The 18,447-nt window shown below is 69.1% G+C and carries 21 protein-coding genes; 7 read left to right on the top strand and 14 right to left on the bottom strand.

Translation table 11 applies throughout. The features are described from left to right. Positions 1 to 9: 9 nt before the first annotated feature. Positions 10 to 1,068, bottom strand: coding sequence for a glycosyltransferase (locus RIC11_RS15070; protein ID WP_350212740.1), 1,059 nt, complete (start codon positions 1,066 to 1,068; stop codon positions 10 to 12). A 43-nt stretch (positions 1,069 to 1,111) separates the two neighbouring features. Further along, a complete protein-coding gene (locus RIC11_RS15065) occupies positions 1,112 to 1,594 on the bottom strand; it encodes a superoxide dismutase [Ni] (protein WP_350212738.1) in 483 nt (160 codons plus the stop codon). 200 nt (positions 1,595 to 1,794) lie between these two features. On the opposite strand from RIC11_RS15065, the gene RIC11_RS15060 reads away from it, so the two are divergent. From RIC11_RS15060 to RIC11_RS15045, 4 genes are all read left to right on the top strand, one after another. Then, complete coding sequence (locus RIC11_RS15060) at positions 1,795 to 2,325, top strand: hypothetical protein (RefSeq protein ID WP_350212736.1); 531 nt, start codon at positions 1,795 to 1,797, stop codon at positions 2,323 to 2,325. 55 nt (positions 2,326 to 2,380) lie between these two features. Next, positions 2,381 to 3,571, top strand: coding sequence for a DUF1444 family protein (locus RIC11_RS15055; RefSeq protein ID WP_350212734.1), 1,191 nt, complete (start codon positions 2,381 to 2,383; stop codon positions 3,569 to 3,571). After that, entirely contained in the window at positions 3,568 to 3,960 is a 393-nt protein-coding gene (locus RIC11_RS15050) for a hypothetical protein (RefSeq protein WP_350212732.1), read from the top strand. The genes RIC11_RS15055 and RIC11_RS15050 overlap by 4 nt, the downstream gene beginning before the upstream one ends. 328 nt (positions 3,961 to 4,288) lie before the next feature. Beyond that, positions 4,289 to 5,008, top strand: coding sequence for a hypothetical protein (locus RIC11_RS15045; protein ID WP_350212731.1), 720 nt, complete (start codon positions 4,289 to 4,291; stop codon positions 5,006 to 5,008). A 26-nt stretch (positions 5,009 to 5,034) separates the two neighbouring features. Here RIC11_RS15045 and RIC11_RS15040 read toward each other — a convergent pair whose 3' ends face one another. The 9 genes from RIC11_RS15040 to RIC11_RS15000 all read right to left on the bottom strand — a co-directional run bounded on the left by RIC11_RS15040 (position 5,035) and on the right by RIC11_RS15000 (position 12,862). Beyond that, complete coding sequence (locus tag RIC11_RS15040) at positions 5,035 to 6,036, bottom strand: ion channel (protein ID WP_350212729.1); 1,002 nt, start codon at positions 6,034 to 6,036, stop codon at positions 5,035 to 5,037. Positions 6,037 to 6,127: 91 nt separating this feature from the next. Beyond that, on the bottom strand, positions 6,128 to 7,201 hold the full coding sequence (locus RIC11_RS15035) for a putative zinc-binding metallopeptidase (protein WP_350212727.1): 1,074 nt from the start codon (positions 7,199 to 7,201) through the stop codon (positions 6,128 to 6,130). A 74-nt stretch (positions 7,202 to 7,275) separates the two neighbouring features. Further along, complete coding sequence (locus tag RIC11_RS15030) at positions 7,276 to 7,569, bottom strand: hypothetical protein (protein ID WP_350212725.1); 294 nt, start codon at positions 7,567 to 7,569, stop codon at positions 7,276 to 7,278. Positions 7,570 to 7,742: 173 nt separating this feature from the next. After that, positions 7,743 to 8,156, bottom strand: coding sequence for an HNH endonuclease (locus tag RIC11_RS15025; protein ID WP_350212724.1), 414 nt, complete (start codon positions 8,154 to 8,156; stop codon positions 7,743 to 7,745). After that, positions 8,157 to 8,414, bottom strand: a complete 258-nt coding sequence (locus tag RIC11_RS15020; protein ID WP_350212722.1) for a hypothetical protein — start codon at positions 8,412 to 8,414, stop codon at positions 8,157 to 8,159. A gap of 40 nt (positions 8,415 to 8,454) precedes the next feature. Further along, a complete protein-coding gene (locus tag RIC11_RS15015; protein WP_350212720.1) occupies positions 8,455 to 9,282 on the bottom strand; it encodes a dihydrodipicolinate reductase C-terminal domain-containing protein in 828 nt (275 codons plus the stop codon). Positions 9,283 to 9,376: 94 nt separating this feature from the next. Continuing rightward, on the bottom strand, positions 9,377 to 10,192 hold the full coding sequence (locus tag RIC11_RS15010) for a 2,3,4,5-tetrahydropyridine-2,6-dicarboxylate N-succinyltransferase (RefSeq protein ID WP_350212718.1): 816 nt from the start codon (positions 10,190 to 10,192) through the stop codon (positions 9,377 to 9,379). Positions 10,193 to 10,295: 103 nt separating this feature from the next. Beyond that, positions 10,296 to 11,255 (bottom strand): 4-hydroxy-tetrahydrodipicolinate synthase, encoded by a 960-nt coding sequence (gene dapA, locus RIC11_RS15005; protein ID WP_350212716.1) that lies wholly within the window; start codon positions 11,253 to 11,255, stop codon positions 10,296 to 10,298. 110 nt (positions 11,256 to 11,365) lie between these two features. Next, entirely contained in the window at positions 11,366 to 12,862 is a 1,497-nt protein-coding gene (locus RIC11_RS15000; protein ID WP_350212714.1) for a sulfatase family protein, read from the bottom strand. A gap of 200 nt (positions 12,863 to 13,062) precedes the next feature. On the opposite strand from RIC11_RS15000, the gene RIC11_RS14995 reads away from it, so the two are divergent. The 3 genes from RIC11_RS14995 to RIC11_RS14985 all read left to right on the top strand — a co-directional run bounded on the left by RIC11_RS14995 (position 13,063) and on the right by RIC11_RS14985 (position 14,982). After that, on the top strand, positions 13,063 to 13,770 hold the full coding sequence (locus tag RIC11_RS14995; protein WP_350212713.1) for a hypothetical protein: 708 nt from the start codon (positions 13,063 to 13,065) through the stop codon (positions 13,768 to 13,770). Between the two features lie 142 nt (positions 13,771 to 13,912). Continuing rightward, positions 13,913 to 14,485, top strand: coding sequence for a LemA family protein (locus RIC11_RS14990; protein WP_350212702.1), 573 nt, complete (start codon positions 13,913 to 13,915; stop codon positions 14,483 to 14,485). A 140-nt stretch (positions 14,486 to 14,625) separates the two neighbouring features. Next, entirely contained in the window at positions 14,626 to 14,982 is a 357-nt protein-coding gene (locus tag RIC11_RS14985; RefSeq protein WP_350212700.1) for a VOC family protein, read from the top strand. Positions 14,983 to 15,031: 49 nt separating this feature from the next. Here the strand turns inward: RIC11_RS14985 and RIC11_RS14980 are convergent, their stop codons facing one another. The 3 genes from RIC11_RS14980 to RIC11_RS14970 all read right to left on the bottom strand — a co-directional run. Further along, positions 15,032 to 16,336, bottom strand: a complete 1,305-nt coding sequence (locus RIC11_RS14980; protein ID WP_350212698.1) for a sulfatase family protein — start codon at positions 16,334 to 16,336, stop codon at positions 15,032 to 15,034. A gap of 74 nt (positions 16,337 to 16,410) precedes the next feature. Next, the gene (locus RIC11_RS14975) at positions 16,411 to 18,072 is read right to left on the bottom strand and encodes a hypothetical protein (RefSeq protein WP_350212697.1); all 1,662 of its coding nucleotides are present in this window, start codon (positions 18,070 to 18,072) and stop codon (positions 16,411 to 16,413) included. Between the two features lie 144 nt (positions 18,073 to 18,216). Continuing rightward, positions 18,217 to 18,447, bottom strand: a 231-nt coding sequence (locus RIC11_RS14970) for a hypothetical protein (RefSeq protein WP_350212693.1), incomplete at its 5' end; no start/stop codon positions are given.

Genomic DNA, 18,447 nt, shown 5'->3' with positions numbered 1-18,447 from the left:
CGGGTCGCGTCAACAGCGGGGCCGGCTCATGGCCTCCGCTATCCCTTCGACTTGCCGCTTGGCGACCACGTCTGGAGCGTGGTCCGCCAAGGCGGCTGCCGGCGGCGCCGTCCTTGGCGACTTCAACGCAGCCAGCGTGGCCCGCGCCCAGCCAGCACGGTCCGCCAAGTCCGCCACGATTATCCCGTCGATCGGCGCCGCGGCGGCGCCGGCGACCACCAGCGGCAGGCCCGCCAGGCAGGCTTCCAGCGCCGGCGTCGACTGCGGTCCGCCCGACCCAGAGCACCAAGCCACGTCGGCAGCGGCGTACAGGTCGCGCAGATCGGGCCACGGCCCTAGCCAGCTGACAAGCCCCGGCTCGGTCGCGGCCGCGGCGAACCGCTGAGCCGCAGCCGACCCACGTCCGCCGCCGGCGATAAGCAACCGGATCGCCGGATTCACCACCCGGATCAGGTCGGCTGCCCAAGCCAGCTGCCTGACCGCCTCGGGCGATTCTTGGCGAGCCACCGCGAGGATCACGACCGCGTCGTCGCCCAGCCTTATCCCCCCCGCCCGCAACCGCTCGCGCGCCGCGGCCCGATCGGTGTGGGCGCCGGCGATCGTCGGGTCGACCGCGTTAGGCGTGCGGACCAAGCGGCCGGCTGCCGAGGCCGCGCCGTCGGCGGCTTCGTACGGCCCAAACACAAGGTCTGCCCCGGCCAGTCGCCGCCGCGGGCCAGCGGCGCCACCGCGGTCGACGGCCGCCCACACGGCCTTACCCCGGCCGGCGCGCGACCACCTCACCGCCCTGTCGGAAGCCGCGTCCCAGGTCTGCACCGCGTCGACGCGCAGCCGCCGGGCCAGCCGCCGCAGGCGAACCGCTGCGTAGGGGTCCACGGCCGACCGCCAGCCGAGCCACTCCACCGGCACGCCGGCCGCGCAGAGCGGCGCCGCCACCGGCCCCGGCCGCCGCAGCGACGCCACGGCGACCGATTCACCGGCCGCCCGCGTTGCCGAAGCGACCAGGCGGAGCTGCTCGGCGTGGCCGCCGCACTCGAGGTCCTCGATAACGTGCAAGACCTTCGGCACGCTCAGCGGCTCCTTGGCGGCGTGGGCCGCGCGGCGGCGTGGATTAGTGCGTGTGGGCCGCTTGGTACTCCTTGCCCGTGTAGGCCTTGTAGAAGTCGAGGATCGACTCCTTCAGGCTGTCGGCCGTTTTTGGGTCGGCGGCCTGCTTGGCCTTCATCGCGTCGACCATCACCTTGTGGGCCGCCGCGAGCGTCTTGCCGTAGCCCGACGCGTCCGACTTGATCCGCTGCGCCATGAAGTAATCCCCGATGATCCGCTGGATGTTCGTGGCGTGGTCCTCTTTGGTCACGACCCAGCGGGCGAGCTGGTTGTGGCCGGTCGCGTCGTGCGTGCCGGAGAGCTCCTCGATCTGGCCGATCGCCTTAGTGATGGTCTCGGTGTCTTCGAGCATCTCCTCGAAGCGACGCTGGTCGCCGTAGATGCCGCAGGGGACCTGGCAGTGGGCGGCGGCTTCGCTGGCGAGCATCGCGGCGACGAGCAGGACCGCAGCCGTGGCGGCGAAGCTCGTGGAAGTGGGGCGAGTCATAGTGGCGGGTCCTGGGTTCTGTGGTCGACTCGGGAAAGCAGCCCGGCGGGCCGCCCGACCCACAAATCTAGGTCGAACTGTTGCCGGCCGTAAACTGGCGGCGGAGTGGCCGGGTGGCCGCGTATGGCTCATGATGGCCGACCGGCGGCCGCGTCGGCCTCCCGTCTCCCCCCGGCCGTTATTGGTTGGAGCCCTCGCCCATGACGCCGCTGAGCCCTTCGGACCTTTGGCTGCCGATCCTCGCCGCCGCCCTGGCGGTCCACGTGCTGAGCACCCTCGCCTGGACCGTGGCGCCGCACCACCGGCCGGAGTGGCGCCACCTGCCGGCCGGCGGCCCGCTCGGCGCCGCCCTGCAGGACCAAGGCGCCCGGCCCGGCGACCAGTTCCTGTTGTCCGAAGGGGCGGCCGACGACAAGGACCCGGCCAAGTGCCGCGGCATGTTGATCCTCTGGCGGCGCCAGCCGAGCATGGCGAGGAACATCGCGATGACCCTCGGCTTCTTCCTTCTGGCCGCGTTCTTGATCGGCTACCTGGCGAGCATCGCTCTGCCGCGCGAGGCCGCGCCGGTCGACGTGTTCCGGTTCACCTTCACCGCCGGTGTGCTCACCCACGCGGCGGCCGGCGTGCCTACGATCATCTGGTTCCGGCGCAAGTTCTTGATGGACCTCGTCGACGGAGTCGCTTACGCGGCGGCGACCGCGGCCGCGTTCACGCTGCTGTGGCCGTCGTGAAGCCTTGCCCCCGTCGCGTCGCATCGACGCCCGCCCCGCCCTCCGAGGAGACCCGATGGCTTTCTGGCGCCGGCTGACCGATCGGCCCCCGAGTCCCGACCGTTTCGCGAAGCTGGCGATCAAGCGGATCCGCCAATCCGGCGACAATCGGCCGCTGGAGTACGACCGCGAGGCGTTCCAGCTCCGCGGCGAGTCGCGGCAGACTTACCTGGGCAACCTGTACGCCGAGTACTGTCGGGCCGACCGCGGCGCCCGCGAGGCCGTGCTGCGGACCTTCCTGGCGACCTGGCACACGGCCGGCCTCGAGGCGCCCGCCGACTTCGCCGACGTGCGCGCGGACCTGCTCCCTTCGCTGCGGGCCCGGTCGTACGCGGTGGCCCTGCAAGAGCTGCTCGCCGGCGGCGACAAGCAGACCGAGCTGCCCTACGAGGTCGTCGGCGAGCACCTCGCCGCCACGCTCGTGTACGACCTGCCCCACGCCATGCAGACCGTCAGCGCCGAGCAGCTCCAAGAGTGGGGGGTCTCGTTCTACGAGGCGATGGAGGTGGCCCGGCACAACCTGGCCGAGACCACCACCCAGTACGCCCAACTCGGCTCTCTCTATGCGCTGGCCGTGGGCGACGCGTACGACGCGAGCCGCTTGCTGCTGACCGACCTGATCGAGCAGATGGAGACCGACGGCCCGGCGATCGCCGCCGTGCCCAACCGGGAGCGTCTGTACGTGGTCGGCGCCGACGACGAGCAAGGCCTCGTCGAACTGGCCGCGCTGGTCGAGCAGGACCTGCAGCACGAGCGGGCCATCACCGGCCGGCTGTTCCGCCTGACCGACGACGGCTGGGCGCCGTGGCTGCCCGCCGAGGACCACCCGGCCTACGCCGCGTGGCGGCTGCTCCAGGTGCAGTCGATCGGCCGCGACTACCAGGAGCAGAAGGCCCGGCTCGAAAAGCAGCTCCAGGCCGACGGCGCCGACGCCATGGTGAGCTCCTACCAGGCCGTCGAGCGGCAGGGGGGCCTCGAGACCTTCGCCGTGCTCGCGTACGGCCTCGGCGCGTGGCTGCCGGAGGTCGAGTACGTGGTGCTCAGCGACCAACGGCTCAAGCCGGTGGCCCGCGTGCCGTGGGATCGGTTCCGCGAACAGCTCGCCGACCGGTTCGAGCCGATGGACCTGTACCCCGAGCGTTGGCGCCTGAGCGAGTACCCGAGCGACGAGCTGCTCGCCCGCCTGGCTCAGGAGCACGGGCTGTGATCCGCCGAGCGGGGCGGTACGCGTGGGCTTCGCCGTACACGGCGCTCGGCTTGGCGGTGGGCCTTGTCGCGCTGGCGACCGGCGGTCGGGTCCGGCGGCTCGACGGCGTGCTCGAGTTCTCCGGCGGGTTCGCCAAGTGGGTGGTCCGCCGCTTGCCCACCGGCAAGAACACGGCCGCTTTCACACTTGGCCACACCGTGCTCGGGCAAACGATCGACTCGCTCGACTTCGCCCACACGCACGAGTTGGTCCATGTCCGTCAGTTCGAACGCTGGGGCCCGCTGATGGGCCCGGCGTACCTCGGCGCGTCGGTCTGGGTGTGGCTGCGGGGCGGGCGGGCGTATCGGGACAACCCGTTCGAAGTCGAGGCCTACCGCATCGCGCCGTAGCGAACAGACTGACCAATTGCAAAAAAGCGGCCTGCGTTTCGTTTGAAACGCGACACACACTCCGAAACGTCGGTGTCACGCTAAACTGTAACGAAATCGACCCTAAACGCTTGCTAGGCAAGCCCTTGCGCATGCGTTACACCCCCGGCGCGAGTAAAGCCTCAACCGCCGCCCAGCGCGCCCCCCGCGGCCCAAGATTATCCCGCCGGGCCGACGCGCCGCCCCATCAAAAGGCCACCCCACCCGCAGCGCACCCGCAGCCCGCCCGGGCCACCGCTCTCGTCCCCCGTCCCTCGTCCCCCGTCCCTCGTCCCCCGTCCCTCGCCGCATGCCCCCCCTACCGCCCGGCGCCGGCCCGCTGGTGGTGTCGTACCGCGCGGTGCGACGCGCGATCGGCGCGGTGGGCTTGCTGCTGCCGGTCGCTTTGGGGCCGCTCGGCTGGCTGCTGTACGGCGTGGAGATCCAAGACAACCTCAGCAGCTACTACCACACGCCGATGCGCGACGTGTTCGTCGGCTCGCTGTTCGCGATCGGCATCTTCCTGTGGTGCTACGAGGGCTACGACTGGATCGAGAACTGGACGGCCAACGTCGGCTGCCTCGCCGCCTTGGGCGTGGCCCTGTTCCCGCTCGACGCGGGCGCCGACCCGCTCTACCAAGGCACTTGGGTCGGCTGGGTCCACTCGCTCGCCGGCGGCGTGTTCTTCACGACGCTCGCTTTCTACTCGCTGTACCATTTCCCGACGTCGCGCGGCGACCGGCGCGAGCCCGCCCCCCACGAGCGAGAACGGAACCTCGTGTACGTCGGCAGCGGCGTGGTGATCCTGCTGAGCACGCTGGCGATGGCCGGCTACCTGCTGCTGCCGCCGGGCGGGCTGAAGCAGTGGCTCAACCGCTACAACTTCTTGTTCTGGATGGAGTGGGTCGCGGTGTGGGCGTTCGCCGCGGCGTGGCTCACCAAGGGGCGGGCGATCGTGGCCGACATCGCCGTGGACCTGCTCGCGCTGCCGACCGAGGCGATCGCCGGCAAGCGCCGGAGCCGCCGCTAGAAGCGAACGGGTCGCGAACCCGCCGATCAGCAGTCGCGCCAGCCGTCCCCACGGCACAGTCCGACGAGCCGCAGCCGGCGCGCCGCGTGCTGCGCGACCCGCTCGTCGAAGGCCCGCCGATCGACCGTCGGCAGGCCCAGTTTCTCCAGCACGCTCAGCCCGTCGGGGAGCTCGGCCCGCTCGCTACGCGGGCGTTTGCCGGAAGCGCCGGTCGTGGCCAGATCGGCGAAGTTGTCGATGCCCGAGTTGATGACCCTCAGCATCGAGCGGGGCGGGCCCGCCGCGCGGGCCGAACCGGCGCCGATCAAGAAGACGGCGTCGGAGAGGAGCAGCACCGCCCTGCCGGGTGACTCCTTCGGGTCGGAGCTGTGGAAGTAGTGGAGGACCGGGTAGGCGAGGTGCTTGTGCGCGTGACGGTCGATCTCGCCCACGACGTCGAGCAGGTAGTCGTCCAGAGCGCCGCTGTCTGGCCCGCACCAACACCGGTCGATGAAGGCCTCGACCGTATCTCCGATCGAGAAGACGCGCCGCGCGAGGTACTTGCGCTCGATGCTCGCCGACACGACCGGCAGGATGTACGACAACGCGACCGTGAGCACGACCGCGCTGGACAACGCCGCGAGGTTGCTCAGCAGCGTCCAGGGGAAGTGCGCCGGCACGTAGTCGCCGTACCCGACGCCCGCCAGGGTCACGCCGACGAAGTAGACCGTTTGCCCCCACGAGGTGATGCGGTCCTTGCTCGGCGTTTCGATCAGCGAGTCGGCGTCGGCCATGAACAGGCAGACCCACCCGCTGGCGAGCAGCGTGTACCACACGAGGACCGACAGCACGAGCATCGTCGGCCCGATCATCGAGAGGGCCCGGTGCATCGGCCGCCGCTCGTGGACCGCGAGCGCCGCGCGCCACAGGCGGCTGGTCCAGAAGGCCGTGACCGGGCCGCAGCCCTGCGCGCTGAAGACCGTGACGAACGCGTCCCACAGCGCGATGGCGAGCAACACCACGGCGGCCGCGTACAGCAGCAAAGACATCCTTCCTCCTCGGGCGGTGTCGGGGGTGGCCTGCCACGACCGCAGCGGCCGCGGCGGCGCGCGCTGACCGGCCGTCGCGCGCCGCGACGCGCTACCGGCCCGGCCCCGCCGCGCCGCGTCGCGACGGCCCGGCGGCAGGCGCGGGGGCGCGGCCCGTGCCGGCCCCGTTGGGCCAAGCCGGTGTGTTTTGAGAGAGCAACTCGTGCACCCAGGCGACCTTGTCGGCCACGCGCTTGCTGACGACCTCGGGCAACGCGTCGGTGAGGCCCAGCGCGCGGTTGACCTCGTTCAGGCCGACGCCGAGTTGTTGGTAGGTCGCCAGCAGGGCGCCGGCGTCGTCGCCGGCCGGGGGGTGGTAGCCGAATTGGTGGGCGACCGTCTCGAGGACGGCGCGCATGTCGAGGTAGAACGCGGCGGTCTCTGCGAAGTCTTCCCACGGGTGGCTGGCCGCGTAGCGGCTGATGTGACGCTCTTGCCAGTCGTCGGGCGGGCCCTGCTCGTAATAGCGGGGCATCGCCTCGGCGTAGGGGGGGCGATTGTGGTCGCCGAACACGAACCCGAACTCCCCCTCGCGCTGGCCCTGGACGAAGACCTGCCACAGCCAGTGCGACGCCTCGTGGCGGAGGTGGCCGATCAGCGTGCGGTGGGGCTCGCCGAAGCGCTGCCGCGCCCGCTCGCGCTCGACCGAGTCGGCCTCCTTGAGGTTGATCGTGACGACGCCGTCCTGGTGGCCGGTGGTGTGGTGCTCGTCGGCGGTGTCGGCCGGGAAGCGGAACGTGAGCGGCGGGTTGCTCGCCTCCCACCCGATGCCGAGCGTGTCCAAGCCGTACAGCAGCCGACGCTTGGCGGTCTCCATCGCGCGCCAGCGGCCCAAGAGCTCGGGGTCGTCTAGGTTCGGCGCGAGCGTCGTGGCCTGGCAGCTGCGGCAGAACGAGCCGGGCGAGTCGACCAGCGCGTTGCACGCGTCGTATTGCGTGCGATTCTTGCAGAACGCCAGGGTCGCGCCGCAGCCCTGGCCGGCGCAGCGCCAGGCGCCGTTGTCCGTTGGCTCAACGGCGACCACCCGCCGGCACGCGTCGCACCACCCGCAGTCGCGCCCGCACGCCAGGCAGCGGACGTTCTCGAAGAACAGGGTGGCGCCGCAGCGGCACGGGTAGGTGAGCATGGCAGGGATGGGGCGAAGGCCTTGGGTCGCGATGGGCGCCACCCCACGCATTCGGCGCGCCACAGCCCGGCGGCCTACGCCGATGGCAGGACGAACTTCTGCACGATCCAGCGGAAAACGACGCAAGAGAGGACCAGTTGCACCGCCCCCAGCGCGACGCCCCACCGCCAACCGGTGAAGGCCTCCCGGTGCGCGCCGCCGGGGTCGATCGCCACCGCCGCCGCGCCGGCGAGCGTCATGAGGCCGAAGCCAATGAACCAAATAACGACCGTCAACATGCCCCAGGCGATCAAGAAGGGCTTGTGCGGCGGGCCGTGGTTCGGATGGCCGACCGGCACGACGCCGGGTGGGAAGGGAGGTTGTGGCATGGGAAGGTCGGGGTATTAGCCGGCGTTTGGAGTTCCGCCAAAGATACCTGACCTGCAATGTGTCGGTCAGCTCGAACGGTGCGAGCAGTCGGGGCGCCCCGGACGGCAGCAGGAAGCGACGTTACGGCGCGGTTATGAGAAGCTTCCGCACTCGCGCGACGCGCCTTGGCGATTCATACACCCCCGTCTGCTTCTCGCGCTTCGCTAGCCAGCTCGACGCGCAGCTGGACGCGATTGGGAGCATTCATTTTCAGCAGAGCGACCGTTACCCGCCCCTCTTCCGTCCTTCCTACAACCAGGTTGCTTGCGAACTCGAAATGGTCCGTCCACTTATCTCGGCGCGGGTCGAACAACCGAGTTAGCCGCTGTGTCACCGCGTCGATCGAGGCGACGTTCGGTCCCTTGTGTCGGTTGCAGTGGCCGCAGGCGAGGCACAGGTTGTCGGCTTCGTCGCTGCCCCCGTGCTGACGCGGAATCACGTGCTCGATATGGAACCGCGCCCACGGCTGAGCCGACTGAGGCAGGCGACAGTACTCGCACTGGTGGCCGGCGCGTTCTCGAACGTCGTCGCGCCGTGCCGAGTCCATTTAGGTGGGATCCCTCTTCAGCACCTGCCGGGCTTTCGACTGCACGATGCTGATAAGGTCGATCGCCTGGATGTAGGCGTCGTACTCTCGCTGCTCCTCCTCGCTGAGCAAGCCCTCGTTGCACTTCTCGGCGAGGTGATCGATTCGGTTCTGCACCGCGTCGTCCGCTCGCATCTGGACGATTCGCGCCGCCGCCTCGGGCGTGAGGGCGTCGGCGAGGGGGTCGAAGACCCGGTCCAGCAGCGATGCGGTGGTCATGTCCGTAGTATACCACGGCGGCTGCTGCGGGGCGGAATGGCTACCCGCCGCGCAGCACGTCCTCCATCGAGAACACGCGCCCCCGCGCGCCGGACCCGATCTGGCGGCTGAGGAACCGCGCCGCGGCGAGCGTCCCTTCGGCGTACACGCGGCGGCCGAGCACGTTGTGCTCGAGCACCAGGCCGACCGTGCCGGCGGCGGCCGAGAGGTCGTACCGGTGGAACGCGTGCCCGGTGAGGTGCTCCTCCGGCACGCCGATCTCGGATCTTTGCAGCTCGGGGTCGCGCACCTTGTCGATCGCGTCGACCGAGAACCCGACGCCCAACGCGTTGAGCGAAGCGACCAGCGCCTTGGCGGTGCCGGACGTGTCGCGCTTGCCCTGCTGGTGGCTCTCGCGCACCGACAACTCGGCCCCCGCCAGCGCGCCGGGGAACGACTCGGCGAGCCAACGGGCCGCGGCTTGCAGCAGCACGATCGGCGGGGCCATGTTCGGGGCGACGACGGCGCACGCCTCGGAGCGTGAGACCGTTTCGCGTACGGCGGCCGCGTCGAACCCGGTCGTGCCCATCACGAACGGCACGCCCGCTTCGGCGTACCAGCGGGCGTTGTCCAGGGCGGCGTCGGGCGTGGTGTAGTCGACGGCGACCGTGTCGGCCGGCAGCGACACGCTCGCCCTCGAGTCGTCGCCGATGAGCTCGACCCAGTCGGCGCCCAGCGCGAGCCGCTCCCCCTCGTGGACCGGGCTGGTGAGCCCTTGCGGCAGCAAGCGGAAGTCGGTCGACGCGGCGGCTAGCGTGGCTACCTCGGCGGCCATCTTGCCCGGCAAACCGGCGAGGAAGAGTGGGATCGACACGGAGCGTTCACTCACACGGGACTCGGTTACCCCCGCGAATCCACCGAATCCAAGCGGGTCTCATCCGCGGCGATTCGATCGATCCGTGGGCCCCCCTACAAAGAGAAGACTACTCCGACGCGACGGCCGGGCCCTCGCGCAGGATCGACGTCAGCGCGGTGCGGGCGTCGGTCTTCGCGTCGCGTTGCTTCTTGATGATGATCGCGTAGGTGTGGTGCGAGCCGTCTTTGCTCGCCAGCGAGCCGGGCACGCACACGCTGCGGGCCGGGATCCGCCCCGGCTCGATCACGCGGCCCTCGGGCACGCTGTAGACCTTGGTCGATTGCGCGAGGAAGCAGCCCATCGCCAGCACCGCGCCCTCCTCGACGATCACGCCCTCGGCGACCTCGCTGCGTGCGCCGAGGAACACGTCGTCTTCGATGATGACGGGGTTGGCCTGGAGCGGTTCGAGCACGCCGCCGATGCCCACGCCGCCGGAGATGTGGCAGTTCTTGCCGACCTGCGCGCAGCTGCCCACGGTGCTCCACGTGTCGATCATCGTGCCCGAGCCGACCCGCGCGCCGATGTTCACGTAGCAGGGCATGAGCACCGCGTCGGGCTCGATGAACGAGCCGTAGCGCGCGATGGCGGTCGGCACGCTGCGTACCCGCGCCTGCTCCCAGCCGGTCTTGAGTCCGACCTTGTCGAACCACTCGATCGGCCCGGCGGTCATCTCTCGGTTGTTGGTGAAGCGGAAGTGCAGCAGCACCGCTTTCTTGACCCACTCGTTGACGACCCACTGGCCGCCACGCTTCTCGGCGACGCGCACCTCGCCCGCGTCGAGCAGGTCGAGCGCTTGCTTGACGAAGACCGGCCCGAGGTCGGCGGCCTCCTCGTCGGCCCAGACCTTGTCGATACGCTCGGCGAGAGATTGGATGTCCGTCATGGGAAGTTGGGAGGCGGATTCACGCGGATTTGAGAGGACCGACGCGGGTGAGAACGCGGTGAATCGGCGGCTGCCCGCTCGACCCGCGTCGGGTTCGCCTGAGCTAGACCGCCGCCGGCGCGGCGTGGGGAAATCCTTGGATCGCTTCGGCCTTCTTGATCAGCTCGAGCGCGCGGTCGCGGTTCGGCGGGTCGAGTTCTTCGACCGGGATCAGCGGGCGCCGCATGCCGACGCCGAGCATGTGGTGCAGCGGGATCGGGTTCTTCACGCCGAACACCGCGTCGACGCACGGCTGGAGGGCCGCTTGCAGCTCGGCGGCGGCGTCCCAGTCGCCGGACGTGGCGAGCTCGGTGAGCCGCTGGAACTCGGCCGGCCAACGGTTGGCCGACGCGCTGATCACGCCCACCCCGCCGCGGCGCATCACCTCGACGACCAGGTGGTCCTCGCCGGAAACCAGGGCGAACGCGTCGGGGTCGGTCTCGGCGCGGATCGTGTCGAGCGACGCGAGGTCGCCGGTGGCGTCCTTCACGGCGACGATCGCCGGGTGCGCGGCCAGGCGGATCATCGTCGCCGGCTCGATCCGGCTGCCGGTCCGCCCCGGGATGTTGTAGAGGATGACCGACGTGCCGAGCCGCTGGGCCAGGTCGCCCACCTCGGTGAAGTGCGCGCGGAGGCCCTCCTGCGGCGGGTTGTTGTAGTAGCCGGTCACGTGCAGCAACGCGTCCGGCTGGATCGCGCGGGTGATCCGCTCGCTCAGGTGCAGCGCCTCGTCGGTCGAGTTCGAGCCCGCGCTCGCCAGGCACACGACCTTCCGCCCGAGGTCCGCCGCGCGGCCCCGCGCGTACTCGATCCCCCGGGTGCAGAGGTCGACCTGCTCGTCGTGGCTGAGGGTGGCCGACTGTCCGGTCGTGCCCGCGAACAGCACGCCCGCCACGCCCGCGTCGAGCACGCGGTCGATGAGCGTGTAGACCTTGTCGAAGTCGATCCCCATCAGGGCGCCGACCGGCTTCATCGGCGTGACCAGCGCGACGTGGGCGCCGCGGAGTTGTTCGGGCTTGAGCATAGGGCGTGGGGCGCAGGGCGGGTTGGCCGCGTTGCGCAGAAGGGCGATTGGATTGCGCGAAGATGTCAACCTACCGCGCCCGCCCTAGCCGGCCTACTCCCCGCCCCCCCTTACTCTCCGCCGGCCGTCGCCTGCTCTAGCTCCGGCAGCGGCACGTGGCCCGCGGGGCGGACTTCCGATCCGTCGCGGTCGGTCAGGCGGTCGCCGAGCGCGGCCCGCGCCCTCTCGGCGTGGGCGAGCATGCGCTCGACCACTTCCGGGTGGTCTCCCGCCACGTCGGTGGTTTCGCCGACGTCGTTCTTGAGGTCGAACAGCTCGAGGCCGATCGTCGCCTGGTCGTAAGCGACCGGCACACCGCCGGCGCCCCCCTCGCGGCCGTCGAGCGTGCGGTACTGGTGGGGCAGGTGGAGCTTCCAGCGTGCGTCGCGCACCGCGCGGAGCTCTCGGTTGTAGTAGCAATAGAAGACCTCGTGCGGCGTGGGGGCGTCGGAGGTCATCAGCGGCAGGATGTCCTTGCCATCGATCTTGCGTTCGGGCAGTTCGGCGCCGATCAGAGCGGCGATCGTCGGGAGAAGGTCCATCGTGGTGGCCAGCTCGTCGGTCTTGCCGCCGGCAGGGATCTTCGCGGGCCAACGCATCACACACGGCTCGCGGTAGCCCCCCTCGAACATCGTGCCCTTGCCTTCCCGCAACGGCCCGGCGGATCCGGCGTGGTCGCCGAAGTTGATCCACGGCCCGTTGTCCGAGGTGAACACGACCAGCGTGTTCTCGTCGACGCCGCCGCGCTCGAGCGCCGCGAGGATCTGGCCGACCGACCAGTCGAGCTCCATGACGACGTCGCCGTACAGGCCCGCGCCGCTCTTGCCCGCGAACTTGTCCGACACGTACAGCGGCACGTGGACCATCGTGTGCGGCACGTAGAGAAAGAATGGTCGCTCGCCCGCGTGCCGGTCGATGAAGCCGACGGCGTGCTCCGTGTACTGCGTTGTCAGTCGCGCCTGGTCTTCGGGCGTGACGTCCGCGTCGACGATTTCGGTTCCTTCGTAGAGCGGCAGCGGCGGGTAGTCGTCGCCGCGGAACTGCTTGACGCCGGCCGACAGGTCGTGGCTGCCGTAGTGGTACGGCCACATGTCATTGGAGTAGGGCAGGCCGAAGTACTCGTCGAAACCCTGCTCGGCCGGCAAGAATTCGGGCAGGTCGCCGAGGTGCCACTTGCCATAGCAGGCGGTCGCGTAGCCTTTCTGTTTGCAGAGCTCGGCGATCGTGACCTCCGCGGGATTCAGGCCGATCCGCGCGCCGGGAAACAACGCGCCTTGGATGCTGACCCGCTCGGGGTAGCAGCCGGTCATCAGCGCCGCGCGCGACGCGCTGCACACGGCCGTCGCCGAGTGGAAGTCGGTAAACACCCGCCCCTGGGCGGCCATCCGGTCGAGGTTGGGCGTGGGGTAGGCGTCGCAGCCGAAGGGGCCGATGTCCGCGTAGCCCATGTCGTCGATGAACACGATCACGATGTTCGGCGGTTCGTCGCCGGCCGTGGCGGCAACGGCGGGCGTGGCCACCATCGCGACAAGCAGCAGCAACCGACCGAGGCTCAGGCAAAGGGACATAGCGAGGGCTTTACGAGAACAGGTCAAGAGAGAAGGGGCGCCGGCCCGAGCCGGCCCCCTGGCAAGTCTAACCCAACCGCCCCACGGCCTGAATCACCCGTTGCAGCTCCCCGCAACCCGGGCAAGAATCACGCTCGCGCAACGAATCACCAGCGTCGTCCCAGTCGCTGCGCCCCCTCCCTTCGACCAACATGCCGCCGGTGGCGCCCTTCGCGGTCATCCTCGTCCTGCTCGTGGTAGGCGGCCTCATCGCTTGGTACGCGCACGTGCAAGCGGTTCGGCGGCGCGAAGAGCTCACGCGGCTGGCCGGCGAGGTCGGCTGGCGGTACGAGCCCCCGCACGACGGCCCGCTGACCGACCGGCTGCGACGCTTCTCGGACCTCAACCAAGGCCACTCGCACTCCGCGTACAACACGCTCCGCGGCCAGATCGGCATGCACGGCAAGCCGGTCGACGTGTGCGCGGGCGACTACAGGTACAAGATCACCCGCAACTCCGGCAAGAACCGCTCCACGACCACCTACCGCCTGAGCTACCTGCTGGCCGACCTGCCGTTCGCCACCACGCCGACGCTGGCGGTTCGTAAGGAGCACTTCTTCGACAAGGTGGCCGGCGCGATCGGCTTCGACGACATCGACTTCGAGTCGAAGGCCTTCAGCGACCGCTTCCACGTGAAGAGCCGCGACCAGCGGTTCGCGTACGACGTCATCGACCCGCGGATGATCGAGTTCCTGCTCCGCGAGTCGCCCCGCTCGGTGCAACTGGACCGCGGCCGGCTGCTGGTCGTCGTCGACACCCGCTGCTGGACGCCCGACGAGTTCCGGGCGAACATCGCGTGGACCCGCGCGTTCCTCGACCAGTGGCCGCGGCACGTGGTCGACCGCCTGAGTTCCGAGGTCACGTACTAGGGAGTTGATCCGCCCTCTGGGAGGCGTCTCCACGCGCCGATTACGGCAGGGGTTCCGAGAGCCGCTAGCGAACCGTAATCGGGGTCAAGAGACCCCTCCCACAGTTTGATCAAACGCTCCCGCAGTTGGATCGAAAGTTGCGATGGAACCCGCGATCGTGATGCTCGCCGTTGTTGGGCTCCCGCTGCTGCTGTTCGCGGTGTGGCTGATCGTGAACTTCAACCGCTTCGTGCGGTGCCGCACGCATATGCGTGAGAGCTGGGCCGACATCGACGTGGAGCTGAAGCGGCGGTACGACCTGATCCCGAACCTGGTCGAGGTCGTCAAGGGCTACGCGAAGCACGAGCGTGAGGTGCTCGCCCAAATCGCCGAGCTCCGCAGCCGCGCGATGGCGCCGCACGCCAGCGCGACCGACCGCTCCGTCGACGAGACGGCGCTCGCCATCGGCCTCGAGCGGGTGATGGCGGTCGTCGAGAACTACCCTGACCTGAAGGCCGACACGCACTTCCTCGCGCTGCAACGCGAGCTGGCCAACACCGAGGACCGCCTGGCCGCGTCGCGCCGGTTCTACAACGCGAACGTGCGCGAGCTGAACGAGCTGGCCCAGAGCTTCCCGACGAACCTGATCGCCGGCGCGTTCGGCTTCGAGCAGGCGGACTACTTCGAGGCCCACAGCGCGAAGGTCCGCACCGCGCCGGACGTGGCGATGAACTGAGCGACGCAATCGGTGACTGGTAGGGTGCTATCCCGCGAAGCGGAATCGCACCGATTATCGCTCTGCCTTACGGATGGTGCGATTCCGCTTCGCGGGATGACGACCTACACCGATGAAGTCAGGCCGTTTCGGGAACAATAATGCACATCAATTACGGCCGACCTCTGTTGCGTGTAAGGACAACGACGCCGTACGTCGAATTCTTTGAACGGGTCCTCGGCTTTTCAGTGACGACAAGCGAGTCCGGCGATATGGCAACGGACGACTACGCCATCCTCAGTCGCGGTAGTATGTCGTTCGCATTCGTTCGTCACGTTCTATCGACGGATGAGCACACAATCGAGATTGGTGTCAGCTCGATCGACGACGCCGTTGCCGAGCTTAATCGTCGCGGTTTCGACGCCGTCGTGTCAGTCGACGTTACAGAAGGGGCGTTCGCTCACATTCGAGTGGCTGATCAGTTGCTCGTTGAGTTTGAGCAACGGGATTATCCGTAAGCGAGGCGGCGCCTTCCCGCTTCGCGGGATGGCACGCTACATCCTCACCCTACTCCCCGGCGCGCACGACGCGCTGCCCCTCGCTCGGCATGCTGGCGAGCGCCTCGGTGAGTTTTTCATAGGCCGCGCTGGCGCCGACCGGCAGGTCGGCGGGGTCGAGTGGGGTCTCTTCGAGCGGGTCGGCGGACGTGTCGTAGAAGGCGCCGTCGTCGTAGAGCTTCCACCGCGCATCGCACGCGAACCGCTTCGGCGCCGTGTCGGGGCGGGTCGGGCGGGGCCAGTGGTAGCAGTACACCCAGTCGCGGCCATCGAACGACTCGCCGCGGAGCAGCGGGGCGAAGCTGTGGCCGTCGCACTCCGGGTGCTCGGCGCCGACCAGGTCGGACAGTGTCGGCGAGAAGTCGGAGAAGTCGACCAGCGCGTCGGTCACCCCGCCCGCGGGCGCCACGCCGGGCCAGCTCGCCACGAGCGGCACACGCACGCCGGCGCTCGTGGTGAGGCCCTTGCCGCCGCGGATGGTCCGGCCCTCCAGACGCGACACGATCTTGCGGTTCGTGCCGTTGTCGCCGGTGAACAGCACGAGCGTTTCTTCGCGGAGGCCGCTTGCTTCGACGCGGTCGACGATCCGGCCGACGAGGCGGTCCATGTACGCGACCATGGCCTTGAAGTTCTCCTGGCGGTCCTGCTCGGCGCGGTCGGGCGAGTCGGGCGTGGGGAGGAACGGGGCGTGCACCAGCATCATCGGGTAGTACACGAAGAACGGCTCGTCGGCATGGGCGTCGATAAAGTCGCACACGACCCGTGCGCAGTAGTCGGGCCCGTACTCATTAGGGCCGAGGACAAACTCGCCGCGTGGCGTCTCGAGCAGCGCGTTCCAGTAGCGCTTGGGGCGGTTCGTGATCTGCCACAGGCAGTAGTCGTCGAAGCCCGCTTGCTCGGGCAGCAGCCCCGCGCCCAGCCGACGCACCGCGGGCGCCGAGTTGAAGCCGTGCAGCTGCCACTTGCCCACGCAGAGTGTGCGGCGTCCGGCTGCTTGCAGGCGGTGGCCGAAGGTCTCGAGCGCAGGGTCCATGTAGCCGAAGCCGACGTAGTTCCGCGCGTTGCTCTGGCCGGTCATGATCTTCACGCGGCTGGGCGTGCAGAGCGGCTGGCTGAAGCAGTTGGTGAACCGCAGGCCGGTCTCGGCCAGACGGTCGATCCGCGGCGTGTGGTGCTGCTCGCTGCCATAGCAGCCGAAGCACTCGAGGCCGATATCGTCGGCCATGATGAGGACCACGTTCCGCGCGGTCGGCGCGGCGGCGGCGTGAGCGACACACAGCGTGACGGCCAGCGTCAACACAAGCAAGCGCGGCATGAGAGTCTCCGCGAGAGGGGAGTTGGCGGCCGTTAACCGGCGCGACAGTCTACCACGGGGCCCCCGGGCAGGCCCTACCGCGGGTCGGGCAACTCGATCGGCGGGATCGGCAGGCGGACGACGAGGTCGTCGGCGCCGTCGCGGGGCTCGCGCTCGTTGTACCAGTCGACGGGGGCGTGCTCGCCGTCGACGAAGTGGCCCCGCGCGTCCGTGCCGCCGTCGTCGATGCCGTTCGGGCCGAGGCTCCAGAGGGCGAAGCCCTCGCCGCGGCGCTGGTAGCGGAAGGGCCGGTTGGTGAACGGGTCGGTGGGGAGCGATTCGAGCAGCTCGGGGTCGAGCGCGTCGAGCGTGGCCGGGTACGCGCCGTGCTCGACGCGGTGGAGCTTGAGCGCGGCGGCGAGGAGGGTGAGCTGCTGGCGGGTGTAGGTTTCGTCTTCGGCGGTGGTGATTACGCGGACTACTGGGGAAAGCAGAACGATCACTGTGCGGGCGGCAACCTCGCTGCGTTTCTTGCGAGAGATCAGGGCTAGGATGCCGCTCCGGGTTCCAAACTGGTCCATCATGCTGTCTAACTCTTCGTCGCGACGCTCGGCGAGTTCCTTGCGCCTTACCCGATCTGGGCAACTAGCGGCCGACTCCAAGTGTTTCAGCCACGAGCGGACATTGCCGAAGACTACGTTTGGCTCGATGCCTAGTTCGTCCAACGCGCGTAGCTGCTGCGTCAACAACTCATCAACCGACGGTCTGTGTCGAAGAAGCACGCCGGATACTTCGTCAAGCAACGCGGCCGGTTCCCCGAAGGCAAGGGCACGTTTTGCGAAATCCGGCACACCTGACGCCCTTACGACGTTTGAAAGAGCTTCTAGGACTTCGGCGTCATCGCAGCCATCAACAAGTATGTTCGCAAAATTAAAGGCGTATTGACGGATTGAAACGCCCAGTAGGTTGGTTACGAGCAGCGGCTGTTGCATCAATTGGTCGCCGTGGAGAAGCAGGGCGTACGTACCCTCGATTGCACCACTCGTCGTATCCTGGTCCAAGCGGATTGAGGCCCGCGAGGCGATCGGCTGCGCTGCATCACGTAAGCCGAATTTGTCGGTTAGCAGCGCGGCGTAGAGCTGATCGGGCGGGTTCGTGAGCAGATTTGGTGGCGGAGAATAGTAGGCCGGCTTGTGTGATGCTTCGACGAGCAGGTCGAGACCCTCGCGGTTGCGGTCGAACCACGCCTGGAGCGGCGGGCAGTCGACCGGCAGGGGGCGTCGGGTGAGGGTGTCGAGCAGCTTGTCGGCCTGTTCCAGCAACAACTCGCGGTCGAACGCCCCCTTGTTCTCCTCGTCTAGCCAGTCGGCGATCTCGTTCCGCAGGGCGTCGCCGCGGAAGTCTTCGAGCAGGCCTTCCTCGGGGGGCACGGGGCATCCGATCTCCGCGAAGAGGGCTTCGCGGTATTCCGGATCGACCTCGCCGGAGCCGATCGCGCGCCACACCTCCACCGCCGCGTTCTGGCTCGGCGGCGTGCCGCGGCCCATCCGCTCTAGCAGCGCGGCCACGTAGTCGGGGTAGCCGTCGGCGGCGAGCGGCTCGGTGATGAGCGTCGTTTCCTCCGAGATCCGCAGCGGCTCGGGCGGGTCGGCCAGCTGCCACGCGCGGACGAACACAACCACCGCCAGCACCGCGGCCAGCGCGAGCCGCACGCGCGAGGAGAGGGCGAGCTGTTGGTAGGGGGTCGGTTGGCTCATGGGAAGGGAAGTCGACTAGCCACGGTGGATCGGAGAGGTCGGTGAGCCGGTCGGTCGCGGCTGGGTCGTCGCGGCTGGGTCGTCGCGGCTGGGCGAGAGACCCTTTCGCCGAGCCGCGACCGTCAGGGAGCGTCCAACGCGGTTTCAAGGCAAATCCGGCCCCTGCCCTTCGGCAACGTAGCAGCAAGCAGCCTCTACGGCTCGTTTGTCCCAAAGGTAGCGTGTGCTCCCATGCCGCGACCAAACCTTCGCCGATCGATCGACGAGGCCCGAATCGCGAAGCCGCCGCGTTGCCCACGATTTGAAATCGTTCATCACGCGCTCCGGCGTCGCCGCTGCGGCTACCACCGCGTGGGCGTGATTGGTTCGGACGTT

This window comes from Botrimarina sp. (assembly GCF_040219535.1).
In the GTDB taxonomy this organism is placed as follows: Bacteria; Planctomycetota; Planctomycetia; order Pirellulales; family Lacipirellulaceae; genus Botrimarina.
The sequence above is the reverse complement of the archived record's forward strand: the minus strand, read 5'-3'. Positions and strand labels throughout refer to the sequence as shown.